Raw genomic sequence first — 15,414 nt, forward strand, 5'->3', positions numbered from 1 at the left:
GATTATTAGGTAGTTACAAGGATTTTAAGCACATTTTTGTCATATAGCCCAAAAATTTAGTAGTTCACCTTTATATATATAGTATATAACTAACCCTAACAATGAAGCTAAAAGATATCCATAAGATATTTTCCCTTCGTTTATAAGATTATTCTTTATTGGTATCTTTTTTAAGAATATACCTAATATAAAGCCAATGAAAATTAAAAGGACTATACTTGCTGATACTGCCAAAAGATACCAATATATATTAGACGAACTTAATATAGGTTCTAAAGCAAATAAAAGAATGAAAAATAGTATTCCTTTATTTATCCATTGCATTCTATTTAGTTTTTTATTTAATAGCTTCATCTTTTTCTATTTGATTAAGTTGAATAATTTATTATTCATTTGCAAAGATACATATTAATACTTTAGCAAATTACACATTAATACACAATGTTTTTAACGTCCTTTCTTTACCATTCTTTTTGAGAAATAGAAGAGTGGAAGGTAAACTAAAATAGCCGAAATAACACCTGCGATAGCATCTACAAGATAGTGAGCTTGAATATAAACTGTTGCACAACAAAGTAAAAAATAGAGCGGAGCAAGTATAGCAAGTAGTTTATAATTACGCGCATGTGCTATTAAGAACATACAAATAGTGCTAATTCCAACGTGAGAACTTGGAAAAGCTGCTGTAGGACGTTCGCCAGCTGCCTTGGCATCTTCTACTAAATGATAGAAAAAACCATCGGTATATCCAGGACTTGGCAAACAATCTTGATGAAAATTGAAGTAGTCGTGTATATTAGGAAATATTCCTGCTACTATCTTTTCCATTCCTACTGCTTTATAATAGAATGTAGGACCTGCTACAGGAATAAAGATAAAAATCACATAATAGATAAAAAACGATGCCAACATGATGAAAGCAACACGTTCGAATTCCTGATATCGACATATAAAATAGTAGAATACCGTTAATGCAATCATAGGATAATAGGCTGCATAACCCATATCGAATAACTCGCTGAAAATAGCATCGGGTAATTCTTTAGAGAACAATAGAGCTGGCTGGCAACCAAATATATTTTGTTCCCATTGTGCAAATAAATGGTCGAGATTAGGCAATAGTCTATTGAACTCGAAAGTATCAGGATACCACCATGCTAATAATCCAAGTTGTGCAGCTACTCTTGTAAGACGAGTAAAGCGACAAGGAAAGATGCGATATACTAACCATAATGCAACTGTCATAGCAATGATGCGCATTCGTCCGTAAATCATTGCTTCGAGTGCTTCTATTTTAGTGTAAAAAAACACTATTAGTATGAACGTGAATGCCATATAGGCTGCCGCAGCCCATTCTATTGCCATCAATCCTTTTAGAGGTTTTTTCTCTATTTGGAAGAGGTCGAGTATGAATTTTACCATTTTGTTTTTTATATCAGTTATCCTTTTTTTAAATCCAATTATTTTCTTTGTACCAATCCATTGTTTCTTTCACACCTCGTTCTAAGTCATATTCTGGACGATAACCAAGTTCGTCGATGGTTGGTTGTATATTACAACGCCAATTTCGTTGTTTTAATATTTGATATTTATCGTTGTTCAGTGGTGAAAGTTTACCAGTAACACGTCCAAAGATATCGCCAAAGAAAGTTACAATGCGTAAAAAGGCAATAGGAGCCTTTATTCTAATCCACCAGGGTTTACCCAATTCTGCATGGATAAGATTGCTGAAAGTGGTACTTTGATATACTTTTCCGTCGGTTAGGAAATATGCTCTTCCTGTTTTTCCCTTATCAATAGCCAGGAAAACAGCTTGAACAAGGTCTTTTACATATACAAATGTAATGTCTTGACGCTGAAAACCCACTGAGAAATCAGTATGTCCCTTTATCGATTTTGCCATAAGGAAATAATCTTTTTCCCTTGGTCCGTACACACCTGTAGGGCGAAGAATAACGTAAGGCAATGTCTTTCCGTTATAAGAACTATTTGCCAAAACCTTTTCAGCCTGTAGTTTACTCTCTCCATAAGCTGTATTTGGGCGTGGAGTATCGTTTTCCTCAATGTCTTTGTAGGGAAGTTGCTCGTGAATAGCACCATAAACGCTGAGACTTGAAACGAAAATAAAACGTTCAACAGGCATATTCAGCGATAAAATTGCATTTGCAAAATGCTGCGTTCCTTGTGTGTTTATGCGGAAAAAATCGTCTCTTTTCGTACATTTTGTAGCACCAGCTGCATGAACTATATAGTCGAAACAGAATGGACGCAACTGTTCTGTAAGTCGTTCTTCCGACGAAAAATCAAGTTCTATAAAGTGAATACGCTCGTCTTGCAAATATTTTCGCGACGAAGTAGCACGCATTGCCGCCCAAACTTCCATATCTTTGCGTAATGCTTCCTCAACGATGAACGAGCCTATAAAGCCCGAAGCCCCTGTTATTAATATTCTTTTTTTCATTAAAATATTGTGAAACGCTTGCAAAGATACGAACTTTTTTGTTACTTTGTAAATATAATCAAAGCGCAATTAACAATGGGAAAGGAAAAAAAGAATAAAAAGCGATTGACCAAAGTAGAACTTGCTGAAAAAATAACAGGTTTTTTCCAAACACAACCAAACGAAACCTTTAGTCTTAAGAAAATTTTTAAAGCCTTAAAATTAACTACCCACCCACTTAAAATGCTCGCCATCGATGTTATGGAAGAAATGGCATGGGACGATTATCTTGCAAAAGTGGGCGAACATGCTTATATGCTTAATACTAAAGGACAGGTTCAAGAAGGTGTATTTATTAGGAAATCGAATGGTAAAAACTCTTTCCTTCCCGATGATGGCGGAACTCCAGTTTTTATATCAGAACGCAACTCTATGTCGGCACTAAATGGCGACAAAGTTAAAGTACAAATCTTTGCGCGTCGTCGTAATCATATCAAAGAAGCTATGGTTATCGAAATTCTGCAAAGAAAGAAAGAAACTTTTGTAGGACGTTTACAAGTAGAACCAGAAATAGGTTTCCTCATCACACAAGAAAATCTATTTGTTCACGATATTCTTATCCCAAAGAAAGCGTTAAATGGTGGAAAAACTGACGATAGAGCTGTTGTGAAAATAACAAAATGGCCCGATGCCGATCATAAAAATCTTGTAGGAGAAGTAGTAGATATTCTGGGACAAGCTGGTGATAATGATGTAGAAATGAATACAATCCTTGCACAATATGGCTTGCCTTATAAGTATCCAAAGAAAGTAGAAGAAGCGGCAGAAAAGATAAATGCCGAAATTACACCGCAAGATATTGCAGAACGTGAAGACTTCCGAGATATTTGGACTTGTACTATTGACCCTAAAGATGCAAAAGATTTCGACGATGCACTTTCTATTCGTAAATTAGATAGCGGATTATGGGAGATTGGTGTACATATTGCCGATGTTTCTCACTATGTAAAAGAAGGAGATATAATTGATAAAGAGGCTCAAAAACGTGCAACATCAGTTTATCTTGTAGATAGAACTATTCCAATGTTGCCAGAACGTCTCTGCAATTTTGTTTGTTCTCTCCGCCCAGATGAAGAAAAGTTAGCGTATAGTGCCATCTTCCAATTAGACGATAACGCAGAAGTAAAGCATTTCCACATAGCACATACGGTGATTAAAAGTAATCGCCGTTATGCTTATGAAGAAGTACAACAGTTATTAGAAGATAATGGTGTCGTAGATGGAACTGGAGAACCAGCTCCCGCACCAGGAAAAGAAGGCTATAAAGGTGAAAATGCTGAAAGTCTTATTATGCTCGATACTTTAGCAAAAAGGTTGCGTACAGAACGTATAAAGAAAGGTAGTGTAAAATTCGATTCAGAAGAACTACATTTTGATATAGATGAGCATGGAAAACCTATTAGCTGCTATTTCAAACGTTCGAAAGATGCCAATAAACTTATAGAAGAGTTTATGTTGCTTGCCAATAAATATGTTGCAGAACATATAGGAAAGGTAGTACGTGGTAAGAAAGCAAAGACATTGCCTTATCGTGTTCATGACAATCCCGACCCACAGAAATTTGAAAATCTGCGACAGTTCTCTGCAAAGTTTGGTTATAAACTGAAATCTGCAGGTACTAAAGGTGCAACAGCACGTGCATTAAATTCCTTAATGGACGAAGTAGAAGGCAAAAGCGAACAAAAAGTTATTCAAACTATTGCCTTACGTGCTATGATGAAGGCAAAATATACCACCCATAATATTGGACACTTCGGACTCGCTTTTGATTATTACACTCATTTTACATCGCCAATTCGTCGTTATCCTGATATAATGGTGCATCGTTTACTAACACGATATGAAGAAGGAGGACGTTCGGCTAACCAAGACCATATAGAAGAACTTTGCGAACACAGTTCGGACATGGAACAAGTGGCACAAAATGCTGAGCGCGATTCCATTAAATATAAAATGGTTGAATTTATGGGCGATCATCTTGGCGAATGTTACGATGCCCACATTAGTGGAATTCAAAGCTATGGTATATATGCAGAAATTGACGAAAACCATTGCGAAGGCATGATACCAATGCGTGATTTGGACGACGATTATTATGATTTTGACGAGAAAAATTATTGTCTTGTTGGTCGACGCCATCATCATAAATATCAGTTGGGAGATCCTATAAGAATTCAAGTTGCAAATGCAAACTTAGAACGGAAACAACTCGACTTCACTTTAGCTACCGACAAGCAGGATAAGGTAACACCTAAAACACTTCAGAATGTAAAATCGGGCAAACAGACAAAGTCGAGAAAACGTCGCAAATAAAAAATATTCATGATGATAAAACGATTTGGAATAGCTATCGTTAGTTTGCTCATAGCACTTACTATACAGGCACAAGAACAGCAATATCTTCGACTGAAAGGCTACTACCGCGTCTATCAGTCTACCAATTTTATGCTTAGCTATTTCATTGATGGTATGGTAGAAATGTATGTCCCTCTCGATACTACTGCCAAGAAAGCAACCTTCGTAGACCGAAAGTTTCTTGGCGAACGCCGACGAAAAGCCAAACAAGCTAATGGAGATGAAACATTTGTTCGCATAAACATGCCAGCTTTAGAATCGGTACCACTCATCGAGAGCATTAAAAGCGACGAATATTCTACTCGAAACAATGGCGATATTTATCGGTGGGCTGACAAATGCGGTACAATTTCAAGGCATAAGTTTCCTAATCAAAAAATAGCAACTACTGGAATAACCATTAACATGGATAATTTGATGGGACAAGAAAACCATGAAATTGAAATGAACCAACTAAAAATGTATGGTATCATAGCACGTATGACGCAATTTGATGAACAAGAAACTTACGTAGAACATGCAGGAACCTATACATTAAAAGATTTATATTCGGCGCGTAAACACCAAACTTTTATGGCACGATATCGTGGAGAAGACGTAGACGAACAAATAGATGTATGGTCTGACTTGTTTATCACCGACCGTACAATAATATCGGAAAAGGAAATGAAGTGTATAAAGAAAGAAAAAAATCGTACATTTACCTTCAGTATTCCTTCTTCAGTGCCACAATTAGACGATAATATCGTGCAGGCATGGGCACAAATGGTGGAATATTAGTTCCTAAAAAAATCTCTCTTTTCATATTGAAAATAGGGGAGGAGAATTGTGCATTTTTTAGCAGTAATAATAAAATCCAAAAATTATAATTATAAATTTTATTTTTGTAATTATAAATTTTGGATTTTATTATTATAAATTTCTAATTTTATAATAATAATTTTTCAAACACCTTTTTATATCGAATTTATTGCAAAAATAAAGGGCGAATTTTACTCGCCCTTTCAATTAAAAATATTTGATTTTAAAGATTATTCTAATCGTATTGAACCATCTTCCGCCACTTTTAATTTCAACTTCTTGGGTGTCTCAGACTTATTCCGCGTTTTATTAAAACTTGGTGAGCTTTGTTTCTTCTTACCATTATTAGGAACAGTCTGTTTGGTTTTATGTTGGTCAGCAATACGAACTTGCTTGGGTTTTAACGGTGTTTTCTTTTGTGTTATGGCTTTGTTTTGCACTATTTTTGTAGATGAATGTTTATATGGTTCTGACCATTCAGTAACCTTATAGATATAGTTGTATGGATATGAAGTGTCTTTTACGCGATGCCAAGTTTTATAATATATTTTATCGTAAGAGTAAGTTGCAGTCTGTTTTTTAGATCACAAAAAATTGTTGGAGATACTTCAAAAGGAAATAATAATCTTCATCTGAACAAATATCTTTTAGGTACTGTAATATTGAGCTATAAAAGCTGTAGTTTGATATTATATCTAATTTGCACCTGACAGATATCTAAAACGAACATAATAGAAATCTACGGCAAACCTGATAGATATCTGAAACGAAAGTAACCAACTTTTTTTATAGGCTTTTCTAAGCATCTGATGTATCTACCATCATCTGCCAAGCATTTTTTGCAGTAGATTGCCCGATGAGTGTACTATTTGAAAGTCTAAAGTTTGGTTTTCTACCGATTTTATTTCTGATGACTTGAAACGACAGAGGATTTCTTGACGATCCAAAGTATCACGAACTGAGGAAAGATTTTGTATTTGTCCAGTAAATGTACCATTAGGTAATTGCAGACAGAGCATTTGTTCAGTTATATTGCCAGGACGTTTGTTATCGAATTTGACAAAAATAGCGATATCTACACTATCGGCTGCTGTATTTGTTATTCTATGAATGGTTGCTGTTCCTGAATAAGCCTGCTTGTAGGGCAAGAAATAACCCACAACAAAGAGACAAAGCAACACAGCTCCAATGGCGGTGATGCCGTAGCGAATAAGTGAAGAGGGTATTTGCCCCACGATGCTGCGTACTTTTTCGCTACGAAGTTCATAACTGCGTTCTTGTTTCTTCTCTTCTTCCATATTAGTTACCAAGTTCTAATTGATTCTTCACTAAGGCAAAGTATTTACCACGTTTGGACGTCAGTTCTTCGTGTGTGCCCACTTCTACAATCTTTCCTTCATCTAATACCACAATTTGGTCGGCATTACGGACAGTAGAAAGACGATGAGCTACCACAATCACTGTTTTTCCTTTATAGAAATCTGTCAGTTTCTCAGTGATAGTTCGCTCGTTGTTAGCATCAAGGGCATTAGTTGCTTCGTCCAAAAATACAAACATTGGGTTTTTATATACTACTCTTGCTATCAATATGCGTTGTCGCTGCCCTTGACTTATTCCTTGTCCGTCCTGTCCTATCATTGTATTATAAGCCAATGGCAGAGCTTCAATGTATTCTGCAATATTTGCTACACGTGCAGCATGGCGAATACGCTCTATGTCGGGTTCATCGTCCGAAATTGCAATATTTCTTGCAATGGTGTCTGAGAATAGATACCCCTCTTGCATCACGGTTCCACATTGGTTCCGCCACCAACCGAGATTGTATTCATTCAGATTAGCTTTGCCTATCTGGATATTTCCGCTTAATGGCTCATAGAATCCTAAAAGAAGTTTTACAAGCGTGGTCTTTCCACTTCCGCTCGCCCCAACGATTGCCGTTACTTTTCCATTAGGAATGGAGAGATTGATGTCGGAGAGAATATATTTCGGACTATATATGTCGTATTTAAAGGAAAGGTCTTTAATGTAAATAGAATGTCCATTGGTGGTATTGTCTGTATAGGAATTTCGTGTACGTGTCGTATTCTCCTCGTTAATTTGGGTATGTATTTCGTTCATTCGGTCAAGGCTGATGCTTACATCTTGCCAAGAATAGATGAATTGTATGAGTTGCTCTACAGGACTATTAAGTTGCCCGATGATGTATTGCACTGCCAGCATCATACCGAGAGTTATGTTTCCGTGTATTACGGCTGTGGCAGCGAGAACGGTAATTAAAATATTTTTTACTTCGTTTATGGTAATGCTTCCTGCTTGCTGTATCTGCTGCAAGTTAAGGGATTGCAGGTTAACTTTAAACAGATCGGCTTGCACATCTTCCCATTCCCAACGCTTGCGCTGCTCGCATCCCTGCAACTTTATTTCCTGCATACCGCCTATGAGTTGGTAGGTAATGTTACGATTACGTCCAGCCTGCTCAAAGTATTTATAATCTAATTGTCTACGTTTATTAAGAAACAGGATTATCCAACTTGCGTATAGGATTGTGCCGATGAGGAAGACGGCAAAGATGCCGAGATTATAGAAAGCAAGAACTACTCCAAAAACAAGGAAAGTAAAGAAAGAGAAAAGCAAATTCAGACTACTTGATGTGAGGAACTGCTCCACACGTTGGTGGTCTTCAATGCGTTGCAACAGGTCGCCCATCAGTTTGGTATCGAAGAACTTCATTGGCAACTTCATCAGTTTAATGAAGAAATCTGAGATAAGTGAGATATTGATACGTGTAGAAATATGGAGGAGAATTTTTGAGCGGATAAAATCAATGGCTGTTCGACTGAAAAGAAGCATCATTTGAGCCAATAAAACCAGCCATACGAAACCAATGTCCTTTCCTCCAATACCTGTATCAACAATTGCTTGAGTAAGGAAAGGAAATACAAGTTGCAGGAGCGAACCGAGCAATAACCCCAATATTAGTTGAGTAAAGAAACGCTTATACTTCTTAAGATAGTTCCAAAGAAACCTCAATCGATTTTGAGTTGGTACTGTTTCTATTTCATTTTGTGCATAAAATTGTTCAGTTGGTTCAAGTAACAGGGCAATACCTTTTTCTTCACCATTGGTCTTAGTACTTACCCAATGTTCGCAGAACTCTTCTTTTGTGTAGGTTACAAGTCCTTTTCCAGGATCTGCAACATAAACTTCATATTGATTTCCTTTGCGCTTCTTTATATTATAGACAACCACAAAGTGATTCTGATTCCAATGAACAATGCAAGGGAAAGGAAGCTCGTTGGCAAGAATATCGAAACTCAATCGACCTCCAACTGTTTTGAATCCAATGTTCTCTGCTGCTTTACTAATACCAAGAAGAGAAACACCATTTTTACCAAGCGAACAATAATGATGTAACAGCTCTTGTTGTACTGTTCTTCCATAATGTTCTGCAATCATTGCCAAACAAGATGGACCACAATCCATTGCATTACGTTGTCTGATTATCTTCATTCGTATCTGCAATAAGTTTTTAAAGACGCTGAATTTCACTATTAGTTGTATTACCTTTATATCTCTTACCATTGATAATGTTAGGTAAGTTATATGAAACCTGTATTGTGAATGTACGAGTTTGATAGTTTCTATTATAATCCATAGAGATATTGTTTCCGTAACAACCTCGTTTTGCATGTAGAGTTGAAAAAATATCTGTACATTCAAGATAGATGTTGAGACGATCTGATAGAAAAGATAAATTTAATGCCAAATCCACATTCCATGCCTGTGGGATTTTGAATAATCCATTTTCGCTTGCACTTTGATAGGAACCATTTACAAAACATTGAATATTTTTATTTATGTTGATTGCATTGTTTGCACTAAAAATATAACCGTCACCTCTCTTTTTTGTAAAACCTGCAACATTCAACCATTGAGAATGATAGCTCACTTTTAATGAACTTTCTATAATATCTCCCCAATTTATTTGCTGCCCAACCGACAATGAAAGATATTTGTTTATTCCTGTGTTTTCTGGTCTATATAACATTATATTATCAGAATAAAGCGTAGGAACCTGAATAATTTCATCACGAATCGCCGTATAATTGAGCATCAGTGAGCTATTCAAAAACTTCCCAAGAAAGGATAATTCATGTCGTGTTTCTGGACACAAATCAGGATTACCACTTTCATACAGATAAGGAGAACTATAACTCAACCCTGCACATAACTGGTTATACGTGGGATATTCTGTTTTCAAAGAATAAGATAGTTGAGATTGAAAAGCTCCCTTTGTCATAGTTACAGATGCTGACGGATATAGTTTTGAAATTGAAAAGAGTTTGTTACGTCCTTTCTTTACATCATCTTCTCTATTTATAGACAATGTTTCGTGTCGAAGTCCCAAAGAAAAGGCAAAGTTAGTAATAGCATAATTCAAAGAAGCATACTCAGCATAACGATGTTGGTAAGTTTTAATGTCAAATGGTTTTAAAACAGCATGAGCACTATTAACATTATATGCTTGTAAAACAGATGTATGAGCATAGTCTGCACCTATTTGAAATTTAATAAATTCAGAAATATTATAGCTCCCTAATGCTTGGAAATAACAAAGGAAGTTACTATCTTCCGAACGTGTATCAACATCTGGTTCTACTGTATGATTGGAACTAATTGAAGTCATATTCCTTGAACCAATTCCTCTGTAAATATCTGTATTGAAAAAGAACTCTATTTTTTTATTAGAATAATTGTAAAACAAGTTCCCTACCCACTTATGATTTGGACTTGTTGAATGTGATTTTTGTCCATATTCCACATTATTTATATTATCAGTGTAATGTAATCCATTATCTACATCTGTAGTCCAATTGGAATGTCCATAACTCATAGAGACTCCAAAGCTATTATTTTTATTAGGCGTATATATTAAGCTATTACGAAACTGTAGATTTCTAAATATTTGTTTTTCCGTACTATTGTAATAAACTGATGAAGTATGCTCTTTTCTCATTAGTTGTTCAATCTCAAGGTGTGCAAATGTTGGATCGTAATCATAAACCAATGAAGTTTGTAAACAAAGAGTAGGAGTATTGTACGAGAAATTTCCTTGATTCCATAATTCAGTACGTTCACTGTGAATAATACCACTGGTTAGTTCAAAGCCCATTCCAGTCTGCTTCTTTTTTGTTTTGATTTTTATTACAGCTTTAATATCAGAATCGTACATTATTCCTGGATTAGGAATTACTTCTACCGATTGAAGTTCATTCATTTTTAGTTCCTTCAGCTCTTTCAAATCTTCTATTCGTCGATTATTAATGTAGAAGACAGCTCTTCCTTTACCAACGACAACAAAACTATCACCAGATTTTTCAACAAAAGGCAATTGTGAAATATAATGACTAATATTAGGCAATTGTCTTTGCATTTGAGTGGGAGTAAACTTAATTCCGTTAGGTGTTATTTTAGTCGGAATTTTTCCTGTAATCGCTACTTCCTTTAGTTCCAAAGGCATAGATTCCATTTTAATAATTAATGAATCTGCAAAAGGAGCTTTCAGTAGCACCTTGTCATATCCAATATACTGTGCTCTAATAAGTTTAATTTTCTTTTCTGTAGATAAATGAAACTCGCCAAGACTATCAGATATAACAGTCGCAATGGGTTCTGAGGTCTCTGATGATAAAAACATATCTATATATGCTCCAGATAAAGTATTTCCTTTATCGTCAATGACTTTTCCAGATAGTGAAGAATTGGATTGAGCAAAACACACTCCCGAAGTCCCCAAAAGGACTAATAATATGATTATAATTTTATTTTGTAATATGATCATAGTATTTCTCTAGCATTTTATTTCTCATACCTGGTGCTTTTAAAAGGCATTGACACAGGTTAAATTTTCCTCCTTTATATTTGTTTTTTCATAATCAAAAAATATTAAATTAAATATATAGAAGCTCATCGCTCCATTTTCATTAAATTAGGTATTTCCCACTTAATACTTCCCGAAGTAAGTACTTGGTCTGGCTTTTCAGTAGAACTACATTCTACACCAAGTGCACTATAAGTTGCTACAGGATCGTTGTAAAGGTTGGTAAGAAAACTAATGGCTTTTTCGCGTGTCATTTTTTGCTGCGGACGTGCAAATGTATAAATTTGTTCGTAATTTCTACCTTTTCTAATTCCTATTGCTTGCCAACTTGCGCCTTCTAATTCAATTTTCATAATCAATCCAGGTAATCCCATAAAACAATAAGGACCAGCATCGTATGGAAGTTCTTCAGAAAACCATGCAACTACGTTTTTGCCACGATAGGTTGTTGTTGCTTTTGAGCAAACATAACCTAAAATTTTTTGTTTTTCATCTTCGAAGAAACTCCATTGTAATTCATTGGCTGGTTGGATAAACGATATAATTATATTGTCGAAAGGTACTCGATAACCTATTTCTACTGTCTTTGCTTGTATATTTGTCCAAACTTCGTATGGAATAGTAGGGTTAGAATAGAGCGGTACTCCTTTTGCACCTTTAGCAATGAGTGATGTTGCTACAGAATCATTTTGATAGAGTGCTTCGTTACGTGAATAGATATGGTTGCGCCCAATTAATAAAGTTCGTTGTTCTGTATGTGGCTGCGAATTGTTAGCATAAGTCCATGTGAATTGGTAACGCACTTCTAAGAGTACTGTATCAAGCGTTTTTTTATTTTTCATGTTTAATTCCGTAAACGAAGGAGAATTGCCAAACACAAATGCTTGTGAGAAGGAGGTTTCTGACAAACCAATTAGGAAAAGAAATAGAATTCCTCTACGTACAAGGTTTCTAAAAGAAGGTTTCATATTATCTAATAAGTTTATAGGTTGAACTTTAATGAAAGAATCATACTGCGTGGCACAAGAAAGAATGTGTTGCGCTGCTGCTCTTGTGCATTAACCGAAACTATATTCAGTTGTTGTGCATTGAACAGATTACGAAGGTTTAAACTCCATTCAACTAATTTTGTCTTATAATACAATTTCGCATTTGCGAGAAAAGTATGTGTATGGTCTTGCTGCGAATATAAGGTGTTGCAGGAAATACTCCATTTTCTGAACGTTGCCATTATCTTCCCTATTAACATTGCACGAGTTGTAACAATGTCGGTATTTTTATTGGTGGGTTCTGACATGCAGCTTCGGTTGATAAACATCTGAATTTCGGTGAGCAAACCTTTTACAGGCGTAATACCTCCCTTCAGAGAGAAGCTACTTTCATTGATCTGAAAGGGATAACTAATATCATTTAGCATTTGTGAAGAAGAAAACCGTGTATGACTTACTTTCAAACCCACGTTTGTTTTCTTCCAATAAAAAGCTTTCGATAACTCGCCACTTAAACTCAATGAATAGGTATTAAAATTCAGTGGAATAAGATAAAGTGCTATGTGGTTATCCTTTATCACTTTATTTGTCATCATATCGCTGTTCAGATAATTATAATTTATGCGTAAATTACCAAAGAGTAATTTGAAAGCGTTGGCATAATTGATTTTTGCTGAAAGATAATGATTATTTGTTGAAGTTATATCGTTTATATTTGCACGAGTCTGCTCGTAGCTGTTACGGATAATAAAAGCTTGCAAAAAATCTTCTGGTTTATTGTCGTGAACCTCTCTAGACCATTGTAATTGCAGCGAAATATGAGATAACAAAGAGCGTTCTATCGTTAAATTCGGAAGGATATGTAGTGAATGTTTTTTGGGGGTGATATAAGGAGAGTATACGGAGATATGTGAATAAACTAACGGAATATATCCATAGATTCGAAAATGTGCCATAGCCGACTGAAACGATAAACCTATTCCGGCTTTCGCACGGTTATAATGCATATCGTCACTTAAAGCAAAACTACTTTCTGGAGAAAATAAACCTGAAGAATACAATGCAGTAGATAGCATATTTTTATCAGCAATGCCAAACCAATAAGGGTCGAATGTACAATTGCCAAGTCTGATTGTAGAAAGCATCTCTTGTCGCAGTTCTGCGTAATAGAATTTTTGCTTTACTTCTTGCCGTGCTGTGGGCTGTGGCAAAGAGTTGATTCTCGCTTCTTGTGCTAAAAAGAGCAGTTCACGACTATTGGTAAATTGTAAGTTGAACTGCGTATCCAGTCCATTTACTTCGTTCCATTTGTATATTAACCTTAATTTATTATCAAGTGCAAATTCTCTTTGGTTGAGACTTTCGTTAAGTTGTGTAGTTTGTATAAGTTGTTGTACGAATGGCAACTCTCTATTACAAGTTCCAACCAATTTGTTCATAAAAAAATATCGCGATTTATTTTGTTCGTATTTAAGAAGGAAATCTATATTTCGGTAATTATTTCCAAATTCAAAACTTCGTTTATGCGTTTTCTCTTGTTGGTTAATATGATAAGTATATTCCATACTTGCGCACCCTTCGGTATTTTCGTTCATTGCTATTATTGCATAATTCCATTTGGAATCAGGAGTTTTATTGTATAGTCCGTTTATTGACAACGCCTCACTCTTATTTGTCATATAATCATTCTTGTTGAGCATACCACTTTGTGGTGTGGGAGAAGAAAGTAAATTACTGGATAGCGAGGTTAAAGGCACGGCATAAATATCTCTTAATTGTTCGCCGCTATTATTTGCCGAAGCAGTGACAAAAATTTGATGTTTGGCATTAAATAAACCTCCATATAATCGTGCGGTATAAGCTAAATTATCTTTATTGCCTTCTCTATAACCACCACCAACTTCCATTTTTCCAGTCAAAGTGTTTTTTGAATTTGGAGAAAGTTTCACATTAAGTGCTACATCATCTGTAATACGGCTACCCTGCAAAGCACGTATGGGCTGATGGTGTTGCATTATGTCTACTGCAATAATATCTTTTGGGTCTATACGTTCAAGTGCTATAGAATATTTTCCTTCAAAAAGATTGCCCCCTTCTATCTGAAATTCTGTAATTTCCCTACCATTATATAATACTCTTCCTGCATCGTTTATGGTAATTCCTGGTAAACGTTCTAAGGTTTCTCGGAGCTTTCTGTCATTTTTATCTCTAAAATGAGAAAGATGATAAGTCAGCGTATCGCCTTTGGCATTTATAATCGTCGGTTTTACATATACTTCCTCTAATTCTATGCTTTGCGATTCTGCAACAAAGTCTAAAGTTTGAGAAATATTGGCTATTTCCTTTCGAATGGGTTTGATATTGAAGTTGGAAATATATAAAACAATTTGCGGACTGCTATTTGAAAGTGTAAAAGCATAGTGTCCTTGTTCATCGGTTCTTGTATTGGCAACAATACGTTCTCCTTTTTCTGATGGAATTTTAGCTATAATAATGGCATTTTCAACAGGACTTCCATTATGTAATTTTACGCTACCTATAAATTTAACTTGTGCATCACAGATGGTACACAAGCACAAATAGAACAATATGATAGCAATGAGTTTCATCAATTAGCGAAGTTACAATTATTTATAAGTTAATGTAGGAAACTCTATATAAAAAAATAGAGAAATACACTATGAACTAAAGTTGCTACAAATGTAAAAGAAAAAAACGTTACGTCCAAATTTATCCAAAATATTTTCCACTTTATCTTTCTTTTGTCCTTATTCTCTCTTGTTTTCTTATATTAAAAGTGTCAAATGCTGGTTATGTTCAAAATAATAATAAGAGGCGTAATGGACATTTGGTAGGCTGAAAGCTCACGGAACGCTTTTATTTACTAC

General features: G+C 35.3%; 10 protein-coding genes. 2 read left to right on the plus strand and 8 right to left on the minus strand.

Annotation, left to right across the window (positions count from 1 at the left end; translation table 11 throughout):
• Window positions 1-447: 447 nt before the first annotated feature.
• Window positions 448-1,422 (minus strand): phosphatase PAP2 family protein, encoded by a 975-nt coding sequence (locus tag HXN26_RS09205; protein ID WP_273160836.1) that lies wholly within the window; start codon window positions 1,420-1,422, stop codon window positions 448-450.
• Between the two features lie 28 nt (window positions 1,423-1,450).
• The gene (locus HXN26_RS09210; RefSeq protein ID WP_273160837.1) at window positions 1,451-2,461 is read right to left on the minus strand and encodes an NAD-dependent epimerase/dehydratase family protein; all 1,011 of its coding nucleotides are present in this window, start codon (window positions 2,459-2,461) and stop codon (window positions 1,451-1,453) included.
• Window positions 2,462-2,536: 75 nt separating this feature from the next.
• Here HXN26_RS09210 and rnr point away from each other — a divergent pair, with 75 nt between their 5' ends.
• Together rnr and HXN26_RS09220 are read left to right on the plus strand one after the other, a co-directional pair.
• A complete protein-coding gene (gene rnr / locus HXN26_RS09215; protein WP_273160839.1) occupies window positions 2,537-4,813 on the plus strand; it encodes a ribonuclease R in 2,277 nt (758 codons plus the stop codon).
• Between the two features lie 9 nt (window positions 4,814-4,822).
• Window positions 4,823-5,635, plus strand: coding sequence for a hypothetical protein (locus HXN26_RS09220; protein WP_420541277.1), 813 nt, complete (start codon window positions 4,823-4,825; stop codon window positions 5,633-5,635).
• 251 nt (window positions 5,636-5,886) lie between these two features.
• Here the strand turns inward: HXN26_RS09220 and HXN26_RS09225 are convergent, their stop codons facing one another.
• From HXN26_RS09225 to HXN26_RS09250, 6 genes are all read right to left on the minus strand, one after another.
• On the minus strand, window positions 5,887-6,096 hold the full coding sequence (locus HXN26_RS09225; RefSeq protein WP_273160842.1) for a hypothetical protein: 210 nt from the start codon (window positions 6,094-6,096) through the stop codon (window positions 5,887-5,889).
• Window positions 6,097-6,477: 381 nt separating this feature from the next.
• Window positions 6,478-6,954 carry a hypothetical protein gene (locus HXN26_RS09230; RefSeq protein WP_273160844.1) on the minus strand — a complete coding sequence of 159 codons (477 nt, stop codon included), beginning with the start codon at window positions 6,952-6,954 and terminating at the stop codon, window positions 6,478-6,480.
• A gap of 1 nt (window position 6,955) precedes the next feature.
• Complete coding sequence (locus tag HXN26_RS09235) at window positions 6,956-9,166, minus strand: peptidase domain-containing ABC transporter (RefSeq protein WP_273160846.1); 2,211 nt, start codon at window positions 9,164-9,166, stop codon at window positions 6,956-6,958.
• A 19-nt stretch (window positions 9,167-9,185) separates the two neighbouring features.
• Entirely contained in the window at window positions 9,186-11,498 is a 2,313-nt protein-coding gene (locus HXN26_RS09240) for an outer membrane beta-barrel protein (protein WP_273160848.1), read from the minus strand.
• A 125-nt stretch (window positions 11,499-11,623) separates the two neighbouring features.
• Complete coding sequence (locus HXN26_RS09245) at window positions 11,624-12,505, minus strand: GLPGLI family protein (RefSeq protein WP_273160850.1); 882 nt, start codon at window positions 12,503-12,505, stop codon at window positions 11,624-11,626.
• A gap of 14 nt (window positions 12,506-12,519) precedes the next feature.
• Complete coding sequence (locus HXN26_RS09250; protein ID WP_273160854.1) at window positions 12,520-15,135, minus strand: hypothetical protein; 2,616 nt, start codon at window positions 15,133-15,135, stop codon at window positions 12,520-12,522.
• Window positions 15,136-15,414 lie beyond the last annotated feature (279 nt).

Source organism: Prevotella aurantiaca (assembly GCF_015262605.1).
GTDB lineage: Bacteria > Bacteroidota > Bacteroidia > Bacteroidales > Bacteroidaceae > Prevotella > Prevotella aurantiaca.

What these genes read in the sequence shown, in the direction of transcription:
- HXN26_RS09245 (WP_273160850.1), bottom strand. Translation starts at nt 12,505, where the DNA reads ATGAAACCTTCTTTTAGAAACCTTGTACGTAGAGGAATTCTATTTCTT.
- HXN26_RS09205 (WP_273160836.1), bottom strand. Translation starts at nt 1,422, where the DNA reads ATGGTAAAATTCATACTCGACCTCTTCCAAATAGAGAAAAAACCTCTA.
- HXN26_RS09220 (WP_420541277.1), top strand. Translation starts at nt 4,823, where the DNA reads ATGATGATAAAACGATTTGGAATAGCTATCGTTAGTTTGCTCATAGCA.
- HXN26_RS09210 (WP_273160837.1), bottom strand. Translation starts at nt 2,461, where the DNA reads ATGAAAAAAAGAATATTAATAACAGGGGCTTCGGGCTTTATAGGCTCG.
- HXN26_RS09250 (WP_273160854.1), bottom strand. Translation starts at nt 15,135, where the DNA reads ATGAAACTCATTGCTATCATATTGTTCTATTTGTGCTTGTGTACCATC.
- HXN26_RS09235 (WP_273160846.1), bottom strand. Translation starts at nt 9,166, where the DNA reads ATGAAGATAATCAGACAACGTAATGCAATGGATTGTGGTCCATCTTGT.
- rnr (WP_273160839.1), top strand. Translation starts at nt 2,537, where the DNA reads ATGGGAAAGGAAAAAAAGAATAAAAAGCGATTGACCAAAGTAGAACTT.
- HXN26_RS09240 (WP_273160848.1), bottom strand. Translation starts at nt 11,498, where the DNA reads ATGATCATATTACAAAATAAAATTATAATCATATTATTAGTCCTTTTG.
- HXN26_RS09230 (WP_273160844.1), bottom strand. Translation starts at nt 6,954, where the DNA reads ATGGAAGAAGAGAAGAAACAAGAACGCAGTTATGAACTTCGTAGCGAA.